The following is a 22,961-nucleotide window of genomic DNA, read 5'->3' on the forward strand; positions in this document are numbered from 1 at the left end:
CTCCTGTAGTTCAGCCTGTAGCGACACGCAAACTTCCACATGGACTGGCCACAAATGCCTGCTCGTCAGTACGCGCCTAGGCAGGATCCGGCCGCCGTTCCTCGTTGAAAGTTTCTTCCACATGGACCTGCAACTCACAAAGGATTCAGTTCTTGCTATCTTCAAAGCCCCTTACGCCGTGCCGGCGTGAGGGGCTTTGTCATTAGGAATGGAGAGGCTCATGACGAAGTACCTGATCTCGTTCCCCGGTGAGGCCATGGTTGTCCCGGAAGGAGAATTCGAGGCAGTCGCCCGTGACTCGCATGCTGTCATCGAAGAAGCCAAGGCTGCTGGTGTTTACGTCTTCGGTGGCGGAATCGATGAGGACGTCGCCCCGGTGCTTGTTGCCGGTGACGGCGCAGCTGTGGAAGGCACGTACCCAGGGCACACAGTACCCAACGGTGGCTACACGGTTTTGGAACTGCCCTCACGTGAAGCTGCAGTTGAGTGGGCAGCGAAGATTGCTGTCGCTTGCCGCTGCGCGCAAGAGCTCAGGCAGTTCCAGTACGACCCCGCCAGTTGACCTGAAACTCGCTCAATCAAGTCGGGTTCGTTCATAGCCTGGGAGTGGTGGAACCGTTGAGTGGTAGTTATGCCCTGTGGGCGTGGTCACCTTCAGAGTGTGTCTCTCTGCGGGCTCCGGTCTCACGCTCCACCCGGGGTTTTCCTTGGTGTGGTTGCATTGTTCGCAGAGCCCGGCCGCGTTATTCAGTGTGGTTTTACCGCCTTCGGCCCACGGCAGGATGTGGTCGTAATGGCGGATGGGGGCGTCGCAGTATGGCGTGCGGCAGGTGTGGTCGCGGGTTTCGATGAGCCGTCTCATGCCCGTGGGGAAGAAGCGTGCCCTCGAGTCAGTGGCAAGGAGCTCGCCCGTGCTTGGTGCCGTGAAGAGTCGTCGCCGCCAAATGCTGACGTCTTGATCTGTCTTGCTCTCACCGCTGGTTAGGAGCTCCCTGGCCCATTCTGCGGGCACGACGCCGTAGCCAGTAAGTCTTGCGGGTTCGCTGTCCCCTTGTAGCAAGGTGCGGTCGGTCATAACGAGTTGAAGGTCGATCCGAGAGAATCCTGCAGGCGAACCGGTGATGCGTTCGACGAGCGTGTCCGCCATGACCTGTCCCCGGGGCCGGCCGTCCCCGTCGGAGCGTGCTGAGTCTGCATGGCGGGTGAGCGCGGCGTATGCGGCAACGCCTTGGGCGACCGGCAGTAGCGCCGTGAGGATCGTCATGGTGTCCGGCGCCGGGCGCAGGCTCACGTGCCGTTCGGACGCGGCATGTGCAGCCCTTTGCGTCACGGAGCGAGGATCACGACGATAGGCCGCTGCTTTTGCGGCGGCGATGATGGTCTTGTCGCCAGCACCGTCGAACGTGCCCGCGTCCGGGGCGAGTTCCTCATCCACGGCACAACGATCTTCAGCACTGAGGCAGGCTGTTTCTTTCACGAGCAGCGTGGCCCGCCATTCGTTCAGTTTCCCGGTTTCCAGGGCGGCCAAGGTCCGTGGCATTTCCGACACCAGCGCCTTGGCCAGTCCCAGAAGCCGGGAACCTTTGTTTGGAGATTCACGCCGGGCAAGCGCAATCTGTGCTGCCACACCTTGGCTTCGTTCAGCCGCTGGAACTCCGGACTCTGCGCGCTCTTGACGCTGGGCAAGGTCAAAGGCCACGGCTATTTTGGCTTGCAAACTTGAGATCGCAGACTTCATGTCCTCAAGAGCACGCAGCTGATTTATCAGGTCACCGCTGACGCTGCCTGCATGAGCGGGTGCTGGCAGTGAAGCGACCGCTTGGGTGGCTTGTATCTGCTGACTCCGGCTCATATTTTCACTATGTCAGTAGCCACCGACATTTTTACCGCCCGGAACTTTGGCAGCAGATCGAATCTGTAGGTGAACCCTCCTGCCCTTGCCCGCGTCTTTCCAGCAGAGGAAGATACTGCCCAACTTCGGGAGGACGCCATGGTTCAGCTTGAGAAGTTTGAAAAGTACTTGATCGAAGAGTTCTACGACGATTATCGCTCGGGCGACATGTCCCACGGGACATTCACGAGGCGCGTGGCGTTCATCATGGGAAGCATGACCGCGGCCGCGGCGGCTATGACCTTGGTGGGCTGTACACCGGACGAGGTGCCAAAGACCGGGGACCCAATGCCAACGCCCACCGCGTCAGCAACATCGGGAAAAACGACAGCCGTCCCTAATGCCAAGAGTCCGCTGACAGTGCCGGAAGGGGCGGCGGGCCTGGCAACAGCCACAGTGAAGTTCGATTCCGGAGGGACTGAAATCAGTGCCTACTTGGCCAGACCCGAGAACGCTAAGCCCGGTCCGGCCGTCCTGATCTGTCACGAAAACCGCGGTCTCACGCCCCACATCCAAGACATCGCCCGGCGCTTTGCCAAGGAAGGCTACGCGGCTCTGGCGCTGGACCTCCTCAGCAGGGAGGGCGGCACCGCATCGATGGATCCGGACGCTGTTCCGGGTGCTCTCACGAAGGCCGGCGCTCAGCGGCACGTTGGCGACTTCCAGTCAGCATTCGAGTATCTGAATGGCCAGGATTTCGTGGAAAAGGGCCGCATTGCCATGGTCGGCTTCTGTTTCGGTGGAGGCATCACCTGGCAGGCAGCGACCGAGATCCCTGGGCTGAAGGCAACCTCTGCGTTCTACGGTCCCGCCCCGGACCTTGCAAAGGTCCCCACCATAAAGCCTGCCGTTTTCGGTGTCTACGCTGAAAAGGACGCGCGCATCACCGGTTCCATGCCGCAGTTGAAGGAGGCATTGGACGCGACGCAGGTCAAGCACCAGCTCAAGGTGTACCCGGGCGTGGACCATGCATTCCATAACGACACAAGCGACCGCTACAACGAGGCCCAAGCCTCGGCGGCCTGGAACGACACGTTGGCCTGGTTCAAGGACAACGTATGAGGTCAGTCCGGCAGATCACGTGCCTGGCTGGCCAGCTCAGCCTCCAACGTCTCGATACTGGGAAGGCTGGCAACAAATTCGTCGGGCAAGGATTCGGCAATGGAGGTCCGCCACTCCGCGATGCCCACCGGAGCGTTGAAGCCACGGAGGGCGTACTCGGCAACCACGCTGTTCTTCTCCTTGCATAGCAGCAGGCCGATCGTCGGTTTGTCATCGGGATGGGCCATGAGGTCGTCAACGGCGGCCATGTACATGCCTAACTGGCCCAGGAACCCGGGTTCGAACTTCACGGCCTTCAGCTCAATGACCATGTAGCAGCGCAATTTCAAATGGTAGAAGAGCAGGTCCGCGAAGAATTCGTCGCCGGCGATCTCCAATCGCACCTGTTCACCAACAAAGGCGAAGCCTTGACCCAGTTCCAACAGGAATTTCTCCACGTGCTGCACCAGTTGAAGCTCCAGTTCCCGTTCGCTCCGACGGTCTGTCATTGCAAGGAAATCAAAGACATAGGGATCTTTGGTGGCCTGCTGTGCGAGGTCTGAATCGGCAGGAACCATGGTGGTTTTGAAATTGGTGATGGCCTGCCCGGAACGCTCGTGCAGGCGGGTCTCGATCTGGTGCGTCAGGACGTTGCGCGACCACCCATGCCGGGCAGCTGCCGCTGCGTACCAGAGGCGCGTGGCGGCGTCGTCGAGCTTTTCCAGGAGTGCGATCTGGTGGTACCAGGGCAATGTTGCAAGCGGCGCTTGCAACATTGGAAACTCAGGCCAAGCCTGGGCAAAGCTCTTCATGTACCGCAGGTTCCTGGGGGAGAAGCCCTTCGCGTCGGGGAAGCGCGTTCGGATGTCGGCGGACAATCGGGTGACCACTTTGGCGCCCCAGCCCTCCTGCGATTCGCGCTCGGCAAGTTGCCGGCCGATGCTCCAGTAGGAATTGAGCAGCTCGCTGTTCGCTGCCGCCAGAGCGCGTGTGCGGCCTGTCCGGACTTCTTGCGCGACAGTGTTGAGCAGTGCGGGATACCAGTCGGGCATGGATGTCGCGGCCGGGACGCCCGGGAACGACGCTGTTGTTTCTGCCGCTGCAGTGACGAGCTCTTGAGAAGGCATTATCTCTCCTGTCGATTGCTATTGCCCTCACGCTAAAGGGAGGCACTGACAGAATGGACTGGTGAGTGAAGCGGGTGAATTTGTGGACTTCACGCTGCAGCGTGAATCGTCCTGGGAGAAGGCCATGGAAGCCCGCGGGCGCCTGGGTGGAATGAAGGTTTACGGGGCATCGGTTGGTGCAGTGAGGGGAACAGTGCGGGACGCCCTCAAGCGGCACAAGAATCTGGGCCATGACGACATCACGGCCCTGAGTTCGGAACTGTGGGATGAGCCGGTCTTTGAACGCAGGCTCGCTGCGGTTGTGCTGCTGCAAACCAAGGTAGGGATCCTGGTCAACACGGACCTGACCCGCATTGAGGGCTTCATCAGGCAGGCCGGCACGGAGGAACTGGCAGGTCCTCTGGCGGTGGACGTGGTCAAACCCCTGCTCGCCAGGCTTGAAGGACAGGCGAAGGAACGCGCCGCACGCGTTGTGGAACGCTGGTCCCGGGACACTGATCCGTGGCTCCGGCGGGCCGCGCAGCTCGCCACCGACAACTCGAACTCTTGATTAGCCGCAGCCACCGGCCTACCGTTTCATCAACGCATGCCAGGCGCCAATTCCGTGAATTGAGAGGCAGGTTGTTCGATGAAATCGCTGTGGTTGGACAGGGAATCCAGCTTCACGTCCGATGCAATCCCCGATGACAAGCACTTTGACACAATAGTGGCGGGCGCAGGTCTCACAGGAATGGTGACGGCCCTGCTGTTGTCCAGATCCGGTCAGCGTGTGGCAGTTTTGGAAGCGCGGACCTTGGGGGCTGTTACCACCGGCAACACCACGGGCAAACTAAGCCTCCTGCAAGGAGGGGCACTCTCGGCCCTGCGTGGTCAGTACTCGCTGAAAGTGGTGCAAGCCTACGTGGAAGCGAATCGCACTGGTCAGGCGTGGCTGATGCGGTACATGGAAGAGCAGGGCGTCCCGTTTCAGCGCCGGACGGCAGTCACGTTCGCAACCAGCGACGACGGCGGCCAGCGGCTGCGCAAGGAGGCCGCGGTTTCACGGGATGCGGGCTTGGACGTGCATTTCAGCCGTGACCCCGGGCTGCCATTCCCGGTGGTTGAGGCACTGGAACTGGACGACCAGGCGCAGATCCACCCCATGGAAGTCCTGGAGACCCTCGCAAGGGATATCCGGGAGCACGGCGGAATAATTGTTGAGGGTGTCCAGGTGCAGAATGTGGGTTCTGACCTTCCCGTGGAAGTATCCACACGAAAAGGCGCCTTCACCGCGGACACCGTCGTCATAGCTACTGGCACGCCGATCCTGGACCGCGGACTTTATTTCGCCAAGCTCGAACCCAACCGGTCATACGCTGCGGCTCTTCGACTTCCAAGTGAAACCCCGCCACCGAGCGGAATGTACCTGAGCATTGATCCACCCACACGTTCCCAACGCACTCACCCGACGCCGGAAGGTGAGTTGTTGCTGGTAGGTGGCTATGGGCATACCGGCGGCCGGGCAGCCTCACCCAAGGCCCACCTGGATGACCTTCTCGCCTGGGCCAACCAGCATTATCCGGGCGCGGAGGTCACCCATACGTGGTCTGCCCAGGACTATCGGCCTACCAACCTCGTTCCCTTTTTCGGCAAGATGCCCCGGGGCCACGGCCGGATCTTCTTCGGCACTGGCTACAACAAGTGGGGCATGAGCAACGGAGTCGCTGCCGCGCTGTCCATTACTGCGGACATTCTGGGCGGCCAGTCTGATTGGGCCAAGGTCATACACCACCGAGTTACGTCGCCCCAGGGCGCATTGGAATCTGTTCGCCTCAATGCCAGCGTCGCCAAACGCATGGTCGATGACAAGGCCAAGGTCAGGAGGAACCCCGAGATCACGGACCAGACGCGACCACCGGAGGGGAGCGGCGTCGTCGGGCTTTACAAGGGCGAGCCAGCAGCTGTATCTACCGTTGATGGCAACGTCTGTATGGTGTCGGCGAGCTGCGCCCACTTGGGAGGCTTGCTGAGCTGGAACGACGCCGAGAAATCCTGGGATTGCCCTTTGCACGGCTCCAGGTACGCACCCGACGGCAAGTATCTGGAAGGTCCTGCAACCCATAACCTTCAAAAGTCGCCAGTAAAAAAGAAGGACTGACTACGCCAGCCGTTCGACGCGCCGTCGGGCCTGGTCCGCGGCGCGTCGTGCCTGGGTGGCGGCGCGGACTGCCAGCTTCTTCTGCGACTCAGCAGCTTCCGCGTCCCGCGTGATACCGATCAGTTCAGCTTCGAGGGACGCCAAACGCTTCTTGACCTCGCTGATCTCGGCCTCGACATCCGAGCGCCTGCCCGCGACTTCCTTGACAACATTCCACGCTGTGGATGCGGCGTCTTCAGCCTCTCTGGCTTCCTGATCGGCTGCCTCAAATTCCTCGCGGGCTTCCTCCAACGCGGCCTGGCGCTTTTGGGCCCGGCGTTCGGCCAGGGATGTTGGGGTTTCCGCAGGTGCTTTCTCTTTCGGCTGCGGCTCTTGTTTCTTCTTGCTCTGGCGCGCAGCTCTGGGTTCGGCAGGCAGCTTCACTTTTGGCGGTTCTCCTGCAGCGGACATCTCATCCGGAGTTGTTGCAGCCACGGCATCCGTCAGGTCCACGGACTCGAATCCGCTTCCGCTTAGTGCCCGGACCAGCCGGCCCGTGGTCACCGCGGCTGCGGCGCCGGCGTCGGCCATTGCTGCCCGCAGCGTCTGCTCGACGTCGGCAGCCCCGGCCGCGCTTAATGGCGCTCCCAGCCCGCTCGCCAAGTCCTTTGCTGCGTGCACGGCCGAGGTCAGCTGGCCTTGGCGCTGCTGGCCAAGTTCACGGAGGGCTTCAGCGTCTCCCTCCTCTTGTGCTGTCCGGAGGGAAGCGCCAAAACGCACGACGCCGTCAATCACCTCCGGCTGGTGGACGGCAAGCATGTTGATGGCCCAGGCGCCTGCCGCGGGCTTGGGCAGGCTGCCGATCTCCTTCGCGAGGTCCTTGTCGCCTGACTCCTTGGCTTGTCGCGCCAAGGCTGTCCGCTGCGCGGTGAATTCACGTGGCAGCACGGCGTACAACTGTTGGGCGGCATCGCGGAGATCCATGAATTCATCCTAGGTGTGCTGGTGCTGACCCCGTCCACGACACCGCAGCGCTTAGGGTAGCCTAAGTCACGTGGACCAGATCATGAGCTTGCCCTTTGGCGTCGCGCTTGCGGCGCTCTTCGCGATTGTCATGATCCGCGTCAACATTACGTACTGGCTGGGTCGTGGAGCGGTTGCCGGCTTCGCACACACCCGCTTCGGGGCGTCGCTCCAACGGCCCAAAGCAGCCCAGGCCCAAGCCCTCATTCAGCGTTGGGGACCGTACGCCGTCGTGCTGTCCTTCCTGACCATCGGCCTGCAGACCGCCGTTAACCTGGCCGCCGGTGCAGCGAGGATGCCGTTGCGCCGCTATCTCCCCGCTGCCGTCCTGGGCTCCATCGTCTGGGCGTTGCTGTACGCAACTATCGGACTCGCTGCACTTGAGGCGTGGCTTGCGGTAGCTGCGGCGTCGCCGGTTGGTGCCGGGCTGTTAGTGACGGCCGTGGTCGCCGTGATCGTGTGGGTGATCGTTGGCCGGCGGCGTCGGGCGGCTGCCAAATCAGCGGATACAGTGGTCTGAGTTCTACTGCTGGATCTGCGAAAGGCTCGGGTTGACTACTTCATTACCGGAACTGGCGGAGGGTAACTTCTACTACGAATCGTTGGGTGAGGGCCGCTACCGCTCCACGATTCATGCCCAAGGTGCCTGGAATCCGCACGAACAACACATGGCCCCTGCCTCGGGCATCATGGCTGACGCCCTCCTGAGGCATGAGCCCCGTGACGACGTCCGTATGGCGCGTATCAGCTACGAGATCCTGGGGCTGATCCCCGGCGGCGAGTTTCAAGTGACCACCTCAACGTTGAGGCCGGGACGAACCATTGAACTTATCGAGGCTGAGCTTTCCGCCGGGGGGCGGGTGGCGATTCGTGCCGCGGCGTGGCGCATGATCACCAGCGATACGAGCGCGGTGGCGGCGTTCGAAGACGAGGCCATGCCCGCCCCGGACGAATGCAAGTTGTGGGATGGTGCCAGCGTCTGGCCTGGGGGTTACATCCGTTCCCTGGAAATGCGTATCGGCGAAGGCCATCGGCCAGGTTCGGGCAGGGTGTGGATCCGGACCATGCATCCTTTGACGGACAAGGAAGACAGCAGCGATCTTGCCCGACTGATGGGATTGGTCGATACAGCCAACGGCATCGCCGCACGGGTCCCGCCGGGGGAGAACAGCTACATCTTCCCCAACGTGGATCTGCAGATCCACATGTACCGTGCCCCTTCAGGCGAGTGGCTCGGGCTGGACAACAAGGTCTCCTTCGGAGCCGATGGCATCGGCCTGACGTCCAGCGTGCTCCATGACATCAACGGACCTTTCGGCAGGGCTGAGCAAATCCTGACGCTGAGGAAAAGCTGATGAGCGAAGCAAGGAACGAGTCCGACGGCGGCGTCGGCGACCGCTCCAAGCTCACCGTCTACCGCCAAGAGGAAACCCTCGGTGCTGCTGAGGATCTTGATTTTGCGTTGGAGCTGCTGAAACGAGCCCGCAGCGGGCAATTGGGTCCCTCCCTGCGCTTGTACCGCCCGCAGCCCACCGTTGCCTTTGGCCAGCGCGATGCGAACCTGCCCGGCTTCAGCGCAGCTGAGGATGCCTGCCGGGAGCTCGGCTTCGAACCTCTCGTGCGGAAGGCCGGCGGACGTGCGGCGGCGTATCACCAGGGCACCTTGGTGATTGATCATATTGAGCCGCACCCTGACGCGATCGTCCGTGCAAAAGCCCGCTTCGCGGAGTTCGGTGAGTTGCTGGCAGGTGCGCTTCGCAGCGTCGGTGTCCATGCCGCCGTCGGGGAGATCCCGGGGGAGTACTGCCCCGGGGAGTTCAGCGTGCACGGGGAGGACGCGGAGTTTCCCGCCCATCGCATCAAGCTCATTGGCACGGCCCAACGGGTGGTGTCCGGAGGCTGGTTGTTCAGCTCTGTGATTGTGGTGGAGAACTCCGGCCCCATCCGCGACGTCCTGACGGCAAGCTACGCTGCGCTGGGCCTGGACTGGGATCCAGCTACCGCCGGCGCAGCAAATGACCTGCTGCCGCACCTGGACGTCAAAACAGTGGAGGACGCGGTGGTTGACGCGTACCGCGGCTATGCAGACGTGGTCGACGGCGACTTCCGGAGTCTGTTGGCCTAGTTGAGCACGCTGGGGGCCGGGTTTACGCTGAGGGAATCAGGAACCTAACCACACGAAACCTGGTGGAATGATGGGCCGGAAGAAGCACCCAGTTCAGGATACCGACGTCGACTTGAGCGTCAGCGAGCCCAAGAGGTCGGCCGCTGGTTTGCCCAGCCTCAGCGAAACCCTGCCCCATGCGATGGCCCATATGGGCCCTTCCCGCGCCTGGAAGACCCTCACGGCGGTCAACCAAAAAGACGGTTTCGACTGCATGAGCTGTGCTTGGCCCGATCCACCGGAACGCAAGGCTGCAGAATTCTGTGAAAACGGAGCCAAGGCAATCGGCTGGGAAGCAGAGCCGCTGAGGATCCCCACGGAGTTTTGGGCCGCGAATCCGCTGAGTTCCCTGGAATCCCGATCCGAGTACTGGCTGGGCCAACAGGGCCGGCTGGTGGAGCCGGTGTATAAGGCGGCAGGCTCGGACCACTACGCACCCGTCAGCTGGGAGCGGGCCTTCGACGTGATTGCAAACGAGTTGAACGCCCTTGATGATCCAAATCAGGCCACGTTTTACACCAGTGGACGCACCAGCAATGAAGCAGCGTTCCTGTACCAGCTTTTCGTCAGGGCTTTCGGGACCAACAACCTCCCGGATTGTTCCAACATGTGCCACGAGTCCACTGGCCTTGCCATGGGCGAGACCATCGGCGTGGGCAAATCGGCCATCACGTATACGGACTTCGCGAAGTCGGACCTGATCATCATCATGGGGCAGAACCCAGGAACCTGCCATCCGCGGATGCTGACGGCGCTGGAGGAAGCGAAACTCGCGGGTGCGTCCATCGTCGCTGTTAATCCGCTGCCTGAGGCTGGCCTGATCAATTTCCGGAACCCGCAACGTGTTCGAGGCCTGGTTGGTAAGGGAACTGACTTGGCTGACCAGTTCCTGCAGATCAGGCTCGCCGGAGACATGGCGCTGCTGCAGGCTGTTTCCAAGCGTGTCCTGGATGCCGAATCAGCGGCGCCGGGTTCGGTGTTGGACCGCCCGTTCATCGATGAGCATTGCCAGGGGTTTGTTGGTTTCGCCGCCCACCTCGCAACTTTGCAGGAGCGGGACGTTCTTGCCGCCACCGGCCTGACCAGCGCAGAAATCGATGAACTTGCTGACAGGTACATCCACGCGGACAGGGTCATCATCACCTGGGCCATGGGACTGACCCAGCATAAGAAGGCAGTGCCCACCATCAAGGAGATCATTAATCTTCTTCTGCTCCGCGGCAACATTGGCAAACCGGGCGCTGGCCCTTCGCCGATCCGTGGACACAGCAATGTCCAGGGTGACCGGACCATGGGTATTTGGGAGAAGATGCCGCCGCGGTTCCTTGACGCCGTGCGGGATGAGTTTGGCTTTGACCCGCCACGGAAGGCTGGCGTCGATTCCGTGGACAGCATCCGTGGAATGCGGGATGGAAGGATCAAGATACTCGTCGCGTTGGGCGGGAATCTGGTCCATGCGATCTCGGACACCACGGTTGCTGAGCAGGCTGTGCGAAAGACCCGGCTCTCTGTTCAGATTTCCACCAAGCTGAACCGCTCCCACGTAGTGGTGGGGGAGCAGGCCCTGATCCTTCCGACCCTTGGCCGCACCGAAATCGACAAGCAGGACGGGATTGAACAGTTTGTCACGGTAGAGGACACCGTGTGCGCCGTGCACCGCTCCGCCGGGACGCTGGAACCCATCGCTCCGGACGTTCTCTCCGAAGTGGCGATCGTCAGCCGGCTGGCCGAGGCGGTTCTTGACCACAAGGTTCCGGTGGATTGGGCCGGTCTGAGGCGCAACTATGACACCATCCGTGACCACATTTCCCATGTGGTGCCTGGATTTGATAATTTCAATGCCCGCATCCGCGAGCGCGACGGTTTCGTGCTTCCACACGGCCCCAGGGATTCCCGGACTTTCCCCACAGCAACGGGAAAAGCCATGTTTTCTGTCAATGACCTGGAAACCATTGAAGTGCCGCCGGGCAGACTGCTCCTTCAGACTGTGCGGTCCCATGACCAGTTCAATACGACGACGTATTCCATGAATGATCGTTACCGTGGCATCAAGAAAGGCCGCATGGTCTTGTTGGTGAACCCTGAGGATCTGGCGGGGTTGGGTTTCCAGGATGGCGCCTACGTGGATGTGCACAGCGAAGCCGACGACGGCGTTGACCGTGTGCTGCGCCAGTTGCGTTTGGTGGCGTACCCCAGTGCCAGGGGCTGCGCCACGGCCTACTATCCGGAAGCGAATGTGTTGGTGCCGTTGGATTCAACAGCGGAAGGCAGCAATACGCCGGCGTCGAAGTCTGTGATTATTCGTCTGGAACCGGCTGCCGCCCCGATTTTCGAGGCGGCGGCCGGACAGGGAAAGTAAGCCTTAGGCAACCCTGGCGCTTAGGCTGCGAGGCGGTTTTCTACCTCGGAAACAGAAGGGTTGGTTGCTGCGGTTCCGTCCGGGAACAGGACGGTGGGGACGGTGCGGTTGCCTCCGTTGAGCTGCTCGACGAGTTCGGCCGTGCCATCTACTTCTTCGATGTTGATCTCGGTGTAGCCGATGCCCTTGGCGTCGAGCTGCTTCTTCAGGCGGTTGCAGTAGCCGCACCAGGTGGTCGAGAACATGGTGATGGTGCCGGAGTCGGGAGTGAAGTCCACAGAGCTCTCCTCAGTATTGGTCGTTTCCACGGGTGATTCGTTGGTATCAACCGTAACCCGCAGCCCAATAATTCCCGTGAGGCCGGGAATCGGGGTTACGTCACATTCCGGGCTGGTGCGTCCTTGAGCGACACGGCAGACTGTTCCCATGTGTGGACGTTATGTAATGGCCCGTGCCGTGGGGGATCTGCTGGCTGACTTTGATGCCGAACTTGAAAACGAGATCGCCCTGGAAAAATCGTGGAACGTGGCTCCAACGGATGCTGTTCCGATTGTGCTGGAAAGGCTCGTGGACGATGGATTGAAGCGGCAGTTGCATGTTGCGCGTTGGGGGTTGGTGCCCTCATGGGCGAAAGATCCCAAAGGTGGCGCGCGCCTGATCAATGCGCGCAGTGAGACTCTCCTGGAGAAGCCGTCATTCCGAAAGGCTGCTGCGGCCAGGCGCTGCGCTGTTCCCGCTGATGGGTATTACGAGTGGAAGAAGGGTGAGGGAAAGTCCAAGCAGCCCTACTACGTGCATCCGGCGAATGGTGAGGGGTTGGTCTTCGCCGGCCTGTATGAGTGGTGGCGGGACCAGTCGATGTCCAACGATGACCCCGACCGGTGGCTGTTGTCCATGTCCATCATCACTGCCGATACTCCGACGTCCGAATCAGCCCGCACGCGCCGCAGTGCCTCCGTCTTTGACGAGCTGACTGTTCTGCATGACAGGGTCCCTTTGCCCATGAGCAGGGAAACGATGGAGGCCTGGCTGGATCCACGCCAGGACGATGCGGCCGGTTTGGTGGACATGGTCCGCTCAAGGGCGCACGATGCCGCTGCTGACTGGACGCTCGATGCCGTGGGGCAAGCGGTCGGAAATGTCCGCAACAACTCACCGGAACTCATTGAACCGGTGGAAGGCCTTTTCTAGCTAGAGCGCTTCCGTGACCGGTACACCGGCCTGGAAATCGCGGCCGTCCGCCTCGCTGAAGGCCGTCATGACGTGGCCCTTACTGAGTCCATGGATGGCGGACATCGGAAAGTTTCCGGTGATCACGTTGCCGGAGTGTTCCACGCCCTTGATGTCATAGTTTTCCTCTGCACTGAGCGAGTGGTTGAAGGAGTAAAACGAGATCGCTTCTCCATTCATGAACTCAATGCCCAGCCTGCGTTGGGAGGAATAGTCCTCGCTGGCAGCAACAAGGCCCACGACATAAGCGCCGGAGCCCGGTATGTTGCCTTCGATTTCGAATCTCGCAACGAGGTTGTCATCGGCGGCGGAGATACTGACCTGCTTCAGGAGTGCGTCATTGGTACTCATGCCACAATCCTGCTCTGTGGACCCGCCCGCGTCCACCCCTTTGCTTCATCCCTCCAAGAGTCGCCGGACGTTGGCTGCGACTGTGGCTTGGTCCGTCGCCTCGCCGCTGCGTGCCGTCAGGAGGTGCATGGCCAACCCGTCGCCGTAGTCCGATACGGCTTCTGCGCGGGCCCTTGGGTCAGGAATTCCCAGTGAATCGAGCATCTCTTCAAGAGCTGAAAGCATCCTCTGGTGCCCGGCGGCCACCACCTCGGGTTGGTCAAGGGCAAAGGCGAACCGTGCCCGCGTCAGTGCGGCATGGTCTCTTGCCAGGCCGAGCAGCGCTCCCGCGAGTTGTTCCGCCAAGGCGGCTACCGACGTCGGGAATTCGGACCCACCCTGCTGCTGCAGCAGGAGCGAATCCCGTTCTTCAACGCGGTCGACGGCGGCAGCTACCAAAGCGGCTCGGTTGCGGAAGTAATTGGAGGTCGTTCCGACGGCCACGCCAGCTTCGGCGTCAACGGCCCGATGGGTCAGTCCCTTGAGACCTTTGGCGGCGACCACGGCGAGGGCGGCGTCGGCAAGATCGGTTCGTCTGTCCGGCATGGAGAAAGTCTAGTCTTTAACCTCGTAAGTACTACAAATGTAGTAGTACATTGGCAGCATGAAAAAAGTGGATATCGTCGGTGGTGGCATAGCAGGCCTCGCCCTGGCAGGAACTCTTGATCCCAGCCAGTTCCACGTCACCGTGTACGAACAGCGGGCCGGCCTCCCGGCAGTAGGAACAACCCTGGCCATGTGGCCCGAAGCCCAGGAGGCCCTGGCGTCATTGGGGATACTTGGGGCCGTCCGCGAAAGCAGCCCCATCATCAGGGGCGGCGCGCTCCGGAGTGCCACAGGGGTGCCGTGGCTGAGCGTGGAAGGGCAGAACCTTGTGGGCGTCGCCCGCCACACGCTCCTGCGACTCCTGGACTCAGCCGTACCCTCAACAGTCCAACGACGCATCGAAAAGCTGGATGCGGTTCCAAGCGACGCCCACCTGACAGTGGCGGCAGATGGGGTGCACAGCATGGTGAGGCGCTCCGTGTGGGGCCAAGCACGTTCGGCCAAGCTGACACGCTACCTCGCCGTTCGAGGCGTCATTGCCCAAGAGCCGGGCAGCGAAACCATAGGTGAGTACTGGGGGCGCGGGGACCTCTTTGGCATAGGCCCTTCAAGCGGCGGAACCAACTGGTATGCGTCCTTCCGCTCCCGGATGGGGCCCGAGGAAATTGACGTCGGCGAAGCCTTGGCAGTTGCGCGCCGCCGCTACGCCGGGCACTCCCACGGCATCCAGCATGTCCTGCAAGCAGCGACGCCCGAAACATCATTGGCGCAACGCATTTGGACCACCCCGCCACTATGGCGTTATTCCCGGGGCAATGTGGTCCTCATCGGCGACGCGGCCCACGCCATGGCACCCAACCTCGGACGAGGCGCTTGCGAGTCGCTGATAGACGCCGTCACCTTGGGCAAGCTGGTCAACACCCTGCCCCTGGACCAAGCCCTCAAGGCGTACAACCGTCAACGCGTTCTGAGGACCCAGCAATACCGCATCGGCTCATCCCTGATGATGCGTGTGGCGCTCGCAGAAGGTGCGCAACCCCTCCGCGACAAGCTGCTGGACCTTGCTGCCAAGCGAAAGTCCAAAGCGCCCGGAAGGAGCAAAACTTCCCAGTAGGTTTTGCCGGAGGGGCGACGTAAACTGGAGATATTCGAACATACATTCGAACGAAGTTCACCAGGCAAGGAGTGTGGATATGGGGCTTTTCAGCGAGTCCGTGGACGTCATCTGCACGGATACAGGCCAACCGCAGGAAATCCAGTGGAAAGGAACCCAGTACCTCGTCACCAACGAACCCCTCAGATGGTACGAACGACGCCAATGGTGGGTAGAAGAAAGCCGTGCCCCACTGGGAAGCGGCGCAGGCTTGGTGGATCACGAGATCTGGCGGGTCCAACTCCAGCGCCCGCAGGACGAAGGGCAAACCGGCAAAACCATCACCCTTGACCTCGTCCGCCACCTCGCCAGCGGCCGCTGGCGGCTTCTACGCATCCACGACGCCGCACCGGCCCAAGCAGTCGAACCAGACGAAGCCGCCTGAACCTTGAGCTTCACACACCTGCACGTCTCCACAGCCTTCAGCGCCCACTACGGCGTCTCCTGGCCAGACGAACTTGCCCAGTCAGCCGCAGCAGACGGCGCAACAGCGCTCGCCTGTACTGACCGGGACGGCCTGTACGGCACCATCAAACACCTCAAAGCATGCATGGACGCCGGTATCGACCCCATCATCGGCGTGGACCTCGCCATCTTCGACGACGACGGCGACCACCGCACCCAAGTAGCGGGCCGCGTCGTCGTACTCGCCCACGGCAACAACAACGGCGCCGGCTACCGCGCCCTCTGCCGACTCGTCTCAGACGCCCACGCCCGCACCTCCGGGAAGGCCGGGGGAGTAGTGCCCGTCGCCGTAACACGGGCAGAACTCGCATCACGCACACTGGACCCCAAAACCCTCAAGCCCGTGCTAACCGTCCTCATAGGACCGGACTCCGATGTGGGCCGCGCCATGGGAGGGCGGAAATATCTTCGCCCCCGCACACTTTTCAAACAATGGATCGACGCCATGCCGCCCGGAACAATCGTCGCCGAAACCGTATCCCACCTCAGCGCCCCAGGAGAACCCCTCAGCACATCCCACGCAGTACGCATGCTCAAACTCGCCCTCGAATACAACATCCCCGCCATCCTCAGCAACGCCGTCCGCTACTGCGCCCAGGACGGCGCCCCCACCGCAGACGTCCTGGACTCAGCACGCACACTAAAATCCCTCCCCGAACTCTCATCAGCACCACTGCTGCAACCAACCGGGCTACTCCAACCAACCGGACAGCTGCAACCAACAGGGCAAGGCTGGTTGAAAAACGCCCAACAAATGCACCAACTCGGCAAGGAAATCATGGGCGCCGCAGGGCAAGGAGCGGCAGGGCTGAACAAGCTGCTCTCCAACACAGAAGCGCTCGCCGACAAATGCCGCATCGATCCCGTCCTGGACATGGGATGGAAAAAGCCCGTTGTTCCCGAAGCTTCCATCATCGGCATCGACCGTGACCCCATGGTGGAACTCACCCAACGATGCGAGGCAGGAATCACCCGCCGCTTCCCCGGCATCAACGGCGATGCGGAAATACAGATGCGCTCGCGGTTGCAGCATGAGTTGGGGATCATCGACAAACTCGGCTTTGCCTCCTACTTCCTCACTGTTGCGGAAGTATCCAGAATGATCATCGAGATGGGCGTCCGGGTAGCTGCCAGAGGTTCCGGCGCCTCCAGCTTGGTCAACTATCTGATCGATATCAGCCAAGTGGATCCCATCCGGCATGACCTCATTTTTGAACGGTTCCTCTCGGGTCGCCGATCCACCCTTCCCGATATTGACATCGACGTCGAAAGCGCCGAACGGCATAACGTCTACCGGAAGATCTTCGAGCGCTTCGGAGCCGAACGGGTGACCCTGATGAGCATGCAGAACGGGTACCGGGCCCGTGGTGCTGTCCGCGATGCCGGCATGGCCCTTGGCATGGACGATGGTGAAATCGGTGAAATTGCCAAGCAGTTATGGCGATTTTCTGCGCGTAAATTCAGGGAGGCATTGGTTGAAAAGCCTGAACTCCGAGAATTTGCCGGAAGGGTGGAGGCTGGCCGTGAAGGGCCTGGGGGCATGGAGGAAAACCAGCAGTTGGACCTGCTGGTGGATCTCACTGAAAGGTTGGACCGCCTTCCCCGGCACATTTCCATGCACCCGTGCGGTGTGATCCTGGGCGATGCCACGCTCCTGGACAGAACCCCGGTACAGCCCAGCGGTTTGGGGCTGCCGATGAGCCAGTTCGATAAACACGACATGGATCCCATGGGCATGCTCAAACTGGATGTCCTGGGTGTGCGGATGCAAAGTGCCATGGCGTTTGCGGTGCGGGAGGTCATCCGCCTGCACCCGTCCAAAGCTGAGGTAGTTGCTGCTGGCCACCACCCGGTGGAGGTGGGAGGCGCTGGCCCGGACTACATTGCCCAGGACGGCAGGATTGATCTCAATGCGGTGCCTTTCGACGACGAGCCCACCTATGAGTTGATCCGCAGTACCCACACCTTGGGCTGCTTCCAGATTGAATCCCCTGGCCAGCGTGAGCTTATTGGGAAGATGGCGCCGCGCGAATTCAATGACCTCATTATCGATATTTCCTTGTTCCGGCCTGGACCCATGAAGTCGGACATGGTCCGCCCCTTCCTTGAACACCGGCATGGTTTCGCACCCGAGGTCTACCCTCACCCAGACCTGAAACCCGTTTTGCAGGAAACTCATGGCGTCACGGTTTTCCATGAGCAGATCCTGAAGACCTTCCATGTCATGACGGGGTGTGGTTTGGACCGGGCGGACGAGTTTCGAAGGGCCTTGGGTGATGAGCTCCACGAACCTGAAGTAGAGAAGTATTTCCGTCGGGAAGCGATCAAGAGATACTCCCCGGACGTCGTGGACAAAGTATGGGGAACCCTCAAAGCCTTCGGCAGCTTTGGTTTCTGCAAAGCCCATGGAGCTGCCTTTGCTGTGCCCACCTATCAATCGGCGTGGCTGAAGGCACACCACCCTGAAGCGTTCCTTGCAGGGCTGTGGGAACACGATCCAGGGATGTACCCCAAACGACTGCTGGTTGCTGAGGCCCGCCGCTTGGGTATTCCCATCCTGCCCTTGGATATTAATCGCAGCCAGGCTGAATACAGAGTGGAAAGAATCCAGGAAGGCAAGGATTTCGGCAAGCTCGGCATTCGCTTGAGCCTGAACGGAATATATGGACTTTCGGGAGCGGAGCTGAAGCGGATAGTAGCTGGTCAACCCTATGATTCCCTCGCGGACCTCCGGGCAAGGGCCAGGGTGAGCAAACCGAACATCAAGAGGCTCGCCCAACTTGGAGCCTTCGATGCCCTGCACCGGGATGCCGGCGGAACTGCAAACCGTGCCGATCTGGTGCAGCACTTGCAGGCCCTCCAGGGCAGTCCCTCGAAGAAAGCTGCGGATGTCATTGAGGGTCAACTGTCATTTGCCCTGGGTGATATTGAGCTGAGGAACCTGGCTCCTGAACTTCCCGAGCCTTCCATGGTGGACAATGTCAGGGCCGAGCTTGATCTCATGGCAGTGGATGTGAGTGAGCATCTTATGCAAAGCCATAGGCCATTGCTGGACAAGCTTGGCGTCACCACGGCGGATAAGCTTCTGGGGCTTCGGAACGGTACCGAGGTACTGGTTGCCGGTGTCCGGATCGCAACGCAGACACCTCCCATGCGTGGTGGACGCCGCGTGGTGTTCATCAGCATCGACGACGGTACAGGCTGCGTGGACACCGTCTTCTTCCACGAAGCGCAGGAAGAATCGGGTCCGCTCCTGTTCGGTACCCGGCTTCTGCTGATCCGTGGAACTACGCGAAGAACAGGTCCCAAGGGAATCAGCCTCAGTGCCAGCAAAGCCTGGGACCTTAGCCGCCCCGAAACTTTGCCGTTTGCCGAAGTCCTGCCACCCGGCGTCGGGCTTCCGCCTGAATTCACTCATTCAGGACCCCTTGAGGGTATCTCCAGGAACCTGGCCATTACCGGGTTGGGGAGCTGAACAGGCAGGTAAATAAGGCGTCGGCGCGCTGCTTTGGCCGCCTTCGTCGAAACAGATACGATTGACGGTGGCTGGCTGTGGTCCCCGTACGCCACAAGCTATGAAGCCTTCACTATGAATAGGAGACACCCGTGTCAGATGCCCAACAGATCACCCTCATCGTCGATGGCGAAGAGACCAAGGTGACGGAAGGGACTACCGGCGCGGAACTCTTTTTCGAGCGCCGCGACGTCGTTGTTGCCCGTGTCAATGGTGTGCTGAAGGACCTTGACCAGGTCCTCACCGAGGGGGCCGACGTCGAAGGTGTCACCATCGAGTCTCCTGACGGACTCAACGTTCTCCGTCACTCCACCGCGCACGTGATGGCCCAGGCCGTGCAGCAGCTGCGGCCTGATGCCAAGCTTGGCATCGGCCCTTACATTACTGACGGCTTCTACTTCGACTTCGACGTCGCTGAGCCGTTCACCCCGGAAGACCTGCGCCAGCTGGAAAAGATGATGCAGAAGATCATCAACCAGAACCAGAAGTTCGTTCGCCGCGTGGTCACCGAAGAAGAAGCCCGCGAAGCCATGGCCGGCGAACCCTACAAGCTTGAGTTGCTGGGCAAGAAGAACGACGCCGCCGACGCCGGAGAAGGCGTGAACGTTGAAGTCGGTGCCGGCGACATCACTATTTACGACAATGTGGACCGCAAGAGCGGCGAAAGCGTCTGGTGCGACCTCTGCCGGGGACCGCACCTGCCCAACACCAAGATCATCTCCAACGCGTTCGCGCTGACGCGCTCATCCTCCGCATACTGGCTGGGCAACCAGAACAACCAGCAGCTTCAGCGAATCTACGGCACCGCATGGCCCACAAAGGAAGCCCTCAAGGCTTACCAGGAACGCATCGCTGAGGCAGAACGCCGCGACCACCGGAAGCTGGGTGTGGAGCTGGATCTGTTCTCGTTCCCGGACGAACTTGGATCGGGCCTTCCTGTGTTCCACCCCAAGGGCGGCATCATCCGCAAGGCCATGGAGGACTACTCCCGTCAGCGCCACGTGGACGCCGGCTATGAGTTTGTTTACACCCCGCACATCACCAAGGGACACCTTTACGAGGTCTCCGGCCACCTTGACTGGTACAAGGACGGCATGTTCCCGCCGATGCAGGTGGATGCCGAGCTCAATGAAGACGGCACGGTGCGAAAGCCTGCGCAGGACTATTACCTGAAGCCGATGAACTGCCCCATGCACAACCTGATCTTCCGCTCACGCGGCCGGTCGTACCGCGAACTGCCGTTGCGCCTGTTCGAATTCGGCTCGGTGTACCGGTACGAGAAATCCGGTGTTGTGCACGGACTGACCCGTGTCCGTGGCATGACACAGGACGACGCCCACATCTACTGCACCCGCGAGCAGATGAAGGACGAACTCACCACAACACTGAACTTCGTCCTTGGCCTCCTCAAGGATTACGGCCTGGATGATTTCTACCTCGAGCTCTCCACGAAGAACGAGGAAAAGTTCGTAGGTGACGACGCCGCCTGGGAGGAAGCCACCCGCACACTCGCCGAGGTTGCGGAGGCCTCCGGGCTGGATCTGGTACCGGACCCGGGTGGAGCAGCATTCTATGGGCCGAAGATCTCCGTCCAGGCAAAGGACGCCCTCGGCAGGACCTGGCAGATGTCCACGATTCAGTTGGACTTCAACCTGCCTGAACGCTTCGAGCTGGAGTACCAGGCAGCGGATGGAACGCGCCAGCGTCCCGTCATGATTCACCGCGCCCTCTTCGGCTCGGTGGAGCGGTTCATGGGCGTTCTCACCGAGCACTACGCCGGTGCCTTCCCCGCATGGCTATCTCCCGTCCAAGTAGTGGGCATCCCTGTGGCCGAGGCATTCAATGACTACATGTTCGACGTCGTCGGCCAGCTGAAAGCCGCGGGAATCCGCGCAGAGGTGGACATTTCTTCAGACCGTTTCCCGAAGAAGATCCGCACGGCCAGCAAGGACAAGGTCCCATTCGTCCTGATCGCGGGCGGTGAGGACGCCGAGGCAGGTGCTGTCTCGTTCCGCTTCCGTGATGGCAGCCAGGATAACGGCGTGCCCGTGGCAGAGGCGGTCCGCAGAATCGTGGACGCTGTCAAGAACCGCGAAAGCTGACGGAACGGACAATAGACGGTGCAGGAGAACACAGGCGCGGCAGCTGACCTTCCGGGCGACGCCGAAGTAACCGATGACTTCGGCTTGGCAGGTGTTCCGGACGCTTTTCAGCGCCTGTGGACTCCCCACCGCATGGCCTACATCAAGGGCGGACAGGATCAGTTCAAGAACAAGGACGACTGCCCGTTCTGTGTTGGGCCCACGCGTAGCGATGAGGAATCACTCATCGTCTACCGTGGCAGGACCTGCTATGTGGTGCTCAACCTTTTCCCTTACAACCCAGGCCACTTGCTGATCTGCCCCTACCGCCATGTTCCGGACTACACGGACATCACGGTGGAAGAGACGGCGGAATTCTCCGAACTCACGCAGACAGCCATGCGAGTGCTGAGGAAGGTCTCCAACCCCAGCGGCTTCAACCTGGGCATGAACCAGGGTGTCACCGGTGGAGCAGGGATCGCCGCGCACCTGCACCAGCACGTTGTACCCCGCTGGGGTGGGGACGGAAACTTCTTCCCGATCATCGCCCAGACGAAGGCCATTACGCAGACACTCGACGAGGTCCGCAAACTGGTGGCCGAAGCCTGGCCGGGGGAGTCGAATGCTCAATAGGCATGCGCGTGGTTTCTTTACTTCCCTTTTCACACCCTTGGCACGTTGGCTCCTCAAGATTGGCGTATCTCCAGACGCAGTGACCGTGGCTGGTACAGCAGGAGTCATTCTCGGCGGACTGGTTCTATACCCGCTGGGATATCTGTGGTGGGGTTCAGTGGTGGTCGCGTTCTTCGCGTTCTCGGACGTCGTGGATGGCATTATGGCCCGTTTGCAAGGCCGAAGCGGCGGCTGGGGAAACTTCCTCGATTCCACCTTGGACAGGTTGGCCGACGGCGCCATCTTTGCAGGGTTGACCATCTGGTTCTTCACCAAGGGTGAGGATCCTGCGATCGGTACTGCCGCCGTCGTTTGCCTGGTACTGGGCATGGTGGTTTCCTATGCGCGGGCAAAGGCCGAGTCACTGGGCTATCAAGCCAGCGTTGGCATTGCCGAGCGTGCAGAGCGTTTAGCTTCGGTGCTTCTCATCACCGGGCTCACAGGGCTGGGACTTCCAGCAGTGGTGCTCTTCGCCACCCTGATCCTTCTCGCCCTCGCCAGTGTGGTCACTATCGTGCAAAGAATGGCGACTGTCCGCAAGCAAGCGATGGCCGAAGCCTAGGAAACTGGCATGTGACCAGAGCCTAGCAGCGGCAGTTGTGCAGGTGTCCTATAGTCGCCCTCTTCTTGGCCCCCGAATGCGGTAATGAATGTACAGCCACCGGGCAACGTGCGACTAGTATTACTAGTACTTGGTCACCTTGACCTGAAAACCCGGTGTGCGCTGACTGCGGTCGTGTGGCTGCGCGAGCCACCGGCGAAAAGGTCGTTTATCTACCCATAGGGGTTTTTGTGTCTACACCAGATGTAAGCAACGAAGCCGGTTCGTCCGCGAACAGCGTCACGGGCAGCAGCCGCGTTAAGCGGGGCATGGCGGAGATGCTCAAGGGCGGCGTCATCATGGACGTCGTTAACGTCGAGCAGGCCCGCATCGCCGAGGACGCCGGTGCCGTCGCCGTCATGGCGCTTGAGCGCGTACCCGCCGATATCCGCGCCCAGGGTGGCGTGTCCCGCATGTCAGATCCGGACATGATCGATCAGATCATCGCCGCCGTGTCCATCCCGGTCATGGCCAAGGCCCGCATCGGCCACTTCGTCGAAGCCCAGGTCCTGCAGTCCCTCGGCGTGGACTACATCGACGAGTCCGAGGTCCTGACCCCGGCCGACTACGTGAACCACATCGACAAGT

General features: G+C 61.0%; 21 protein-coding genes and 1 pseudogene. 16 read left to right on the forward strand and 6 right to left on the reverse strand.

Going from position 1 to position 22,961, the window contains the following annotated elements; genetic code table 11:
* Positions 1-220 precede the first annotated feature (220 nt).
* Positions 221-562, forward strand: a complete 342-nt coding sequence (locus tag AB4Z15_RS21880; protein WP_442018933.1) for a YciI family protein — start codon at positions 221-223, stop codon at positions 560-562.
* A 12-nt stretch (positions 563-574) separates the two neighbouring features.
* On the opposite strand, the gene AB4Z15_RS21885 is transcribed toward AB4Z15_RS21880, so the two are convergent.
* On the reverse strand, positions 575-1,852 hold the full coding sequence (locus AB4Z15_RS21885; protein WP_442018934.1) for an HNH endonuclease: 1,278 nt from the start codon (positions 1,850-1,852) through the stop codon (positions 575-577).
* 69 nt (positions 1,853-1,921) lie between these two features.
* Between AB4Z15_RS21885 and AB4Z15_RS21890 the strand changes: the two genes are divergently transcribed.
* Entirely contained in the window at positions 1,922-2,953 is a 1,032-nt protein-coding gene (locus AB4Z15_RS21890; protein WP_442018935.1) for a dienelactone hydrolase family protein, read from the forward strand.
* Positions 2,954-2,955: 2 nt separating this feature from the next.
* Here AB4Z15_RS21890 and AB4Z15_RS21895 read toward each other — a convergent pair whose 3' ends face one another.
* The gene (locus AB4Z15_RS21895) at positions 2,956-4,059 is read right to left on the reverse strand and encodes a PDDEXK nuclease domain-containing protein (RefSeq protein WP_442018936.1); all 1,104 of its coding nucleotides are present in this window, start codon (positions 4,057-4,059) and stop codon (positions 2,956-2,958) included.
* 61 nt (positions 4,060-4,120) lie between these two features.
* On the opposite strand from AB4Z15_RS21895, the gene AB4Z15_RS21900 reads away from it, so the two are divergent.
* Entirely contained in the window at positions 4,121-4,609 is a 489-nt protein-coding gene (locus AB4Z15_RS21900) for a DNA alkylation repair protein (RefSeq protein WP_442018937.1), read from the forward strand.
* 78 nt (positions 4,610-4,687) lie between these two features.
* Positions 4,688-6,196, forward strand: a complete 1,509-nt coding sequence (locus tag AB4Z15_RS21905; protein ID WP_442018938.1) for an FAD-dependent oxidoreductase — start codon at positions 4,688-4,690, stop codon at positions 6,194-6,196.
* Here the strand turns inward: AB4Z15_RS21905 and AB4Z15_RS21910 are convergent, their stop codons facing one another.
* Entirely contained in the window at positions 6,197-7,159 is a 963-nt protein-coding gene (locus AB4Z15_RS21910; RefSeq protein ID WP_442018939.1) for a hypothetical protein, read from the reverse strand. It lies immediately after the preceding gene.
* Between the two features lie 70 nt (positions 7,160-7,229).
* On the opposite strand from AB4Z15_RS21910, the gene AB4Z15_RS21915 reads away from it, so the two are divergent.
* The 4 genes from AB4Z15_RS21915 to AB4Z15_RS21930 all read left to right on the forward strand — a co-directional run bounded on the left by AB4Z15_RS21915 (position 7,230) and on the right by AB4Z15_RS21930 (position 11,721).
* Positions 7,230-7,718, forward strand: a complete 489-nt coding sequence (locus tag AB4Z15_RS21915) for a DedA family protein (RefSeq protein ID WP_442018940.1) — start codon at positions 7,230-7,232, stop codon at positions 7,716-7,718.
* Between the two features lie 31 nt (positions 7,719-7,749).
* Positions 7,750-8,553, forward strand: a complete 804-nt coding sequence (locus AB4Z15_RS21920) for a thioesterase family protein (protein ID WP_442018941.1) — start codon at positions 7,750-7,752, stop codon at positions 8,551-8,553.
* Complete coding sequence (locus AB4Z15_RS21925) at positions 8,553-9,323, forward strand: lipoate--protein ligase family protein (protein ID WP_442006696.1); 771 nt, start codon at positions 8,553-8,555, stop codon at positions 9,321-9,323. The genes AB4Z15_RS21920 and AB4Z15_RS21925 overlap by 1 nt, the downstream gene beginning before the upstream one ends.
* A 70-nt stretch (positions 9,324-9,393) precedes the next feature.
* Positions 9,394-11,721, forward strand: a complete 2,328-nt coding sequence (locus AB4Z15_RS21930) for an FdhF/YdeP family oxidoreductase (RefSeq protein ID WP_442018950.1) — start codon at positions 9,394-9,396, stop codon at positions 11,719-11,721.
* 20 nt (positions 11,722-11,741) lie between these two features.
* Here the strand turns inward: AB4Z15_RS21930 and AB4Z15_RS21935 are convergent, their stop codons facing one another.
* Entirely contained in the window at positions 11,742-11,999 is a 258-nt protein-coding gene (locus AB4Z15_RS21935; RefSeq protein WP_442018951.1) for a mycoredoxin, read from the reverse strand.
* 166 nt (positions 12,000-12,165) lie between these two features.
* Between AB4Z15_RS21935 and AB4Z15_RS21940 the strand changes: the two genes are divergently transcribed.
* The gene (locus AB4Z15_RS21940; RefSeq protein ID WP_442006705.1) at positions 12,166-12,912 is read left to right on the forward strand and encodes an SOS response-associated peptidase; all 747 of its coding nucleotides are present in this window, start codon (positions 12,166-12,168) and stop codon (positions 12,910-12,912) included.
* Here the strand turns inward: AB4Z15_RS21940 and AB4Z15_RS21945 are convergent, their stop codons facing one another.
* Together AB4Z15_RS21945 and AB4Z15_RS21950 are read right to left on the reverse strand one after the other, a co-directional pair.
* Complete coding sequence (locus AB4Z15_RS21945; protein WP_442006697.1) at positions 12,913-13,302, reverse strand: hypothetical protein; 390 nt, start codon at positions 13,300-13,302, stop codon at positions 12,913-12,915.
* A gap of 45 nt (positions 13,303-13,347) precedes the next feature.
* Positions 13,348-13,887: a TetR/AcrR family transcriptional regulator gene (locus AB4Z15_RS21950; protein WP_442018942.1), complete on the reverse strand. Its 540-nt coding sequence runs from the start codon at positions 13,885-13,887 to the stop codon at positions 13,348-13,350.
* Between the two features lie 58 nt (positions 13,888-13,945).
* Between AB4Z15_RS21950 and AB4Z15_RS21955 the strand changes: the two genes are divergently transcribed.
* The 7 genes and pseudogenes from AB4Z15_RS21955 to AB4Z15_RS21985 form a co-directional block, all read left to right on the forward strand.
* Complete coding sequence (locus tag AB4Z15_RS21955) at positions 13,946-15,001, forward strand: FAD-dependent monooxygenase (RefSeq protein WP_442018943.1); 1,056 nt, start codon at positions 13,946-13,948, stop codon at positions 14,999-15,001.
* A gap of 79 nt (positions 15,002-15,080) precedes the next feature.
* The gene (locus AB4Z15_RS21960; protein WP_442018944.1) at positions 15,081-15,425 is read left to right on the forward strand and encodes a DUF6504 family protein; all 345 of its coding nucleotides are present in this window, start codon (positions 15,081-15,083) and stop codon (positions 15,423-15,425) included.
* 3 nt (positions 15,426-15,428) lie between these two features.
* Complete coding sequence (locus tag AB4Z15_RS21965; RefSeq protein ID WP_442018945.1) at positions 15,429-18,980, forward strand: DNA polymerase III subunit alpha; 3,552 nt, start codon at positions 15,429-15,431, stop codon at positions 18,978-18,980.
* Positions 18,981-19,111: 131 nt separating this feature from the next.
* The gene (thrS, locus tag AB4Z15_RS21970; protein ID WP_442018946.1) at positions 19,112-21,121 is read left to right on the forward strand and encodes a threonine--tRNA ligase; all 2,010 of its coding nucleotides are present in this window, start codon (positions 19,112-19,114) and stop codon (positions 21,119-21,121) included.
* 18 nt (positions 21,122-21,139) lie between these two features.
* Entirely contained in the window at positions 21,140-21,733 is a 594-nt protein-coding gene (locus AB4Z15_RS21975; RefSeq protein WP_224090593.1) for an HIT family protein, read from the forward strand.
* Positions 21,723-22,334 carry a phosphatidylinositol phosphate synthase gene (gene pgsA, locus AB4Z15_RS21980; RefSeq protein WP_309929787.1) on the forward strand — a complete coding sequence of 204 codons (612 nt, stop codon included), beginning with the start codon at positions 21,723-21,725 and terminating at the stop codon, positions 22,332-22,334. Before AB4Z15_RS21975 ends, pgsA begins: the two co-directional genes overlap by 11 nt.
* Before the next feature lie 308 nt (positions 22,335-22,642).
* A pseudogene (locus AB4Z15_RS21985) lies at positions 22,643-22,961 on the forward strand (pyridoxal 5'-phosphate synthase lyase subunit PdxS); the annotation flags it as partial.

Origin of the sequence: Paenarthrobacter sp. 2TAF44 (genome assembly GCF_052114885.1) — a bacterium.
In the GTDB taxonomy this organism is placed as follows: domain Bacteria; phylum Actinomycetota; class Actinomycetes; order Actinomycetales; family Micrococcaceae; genus Arthrobacter.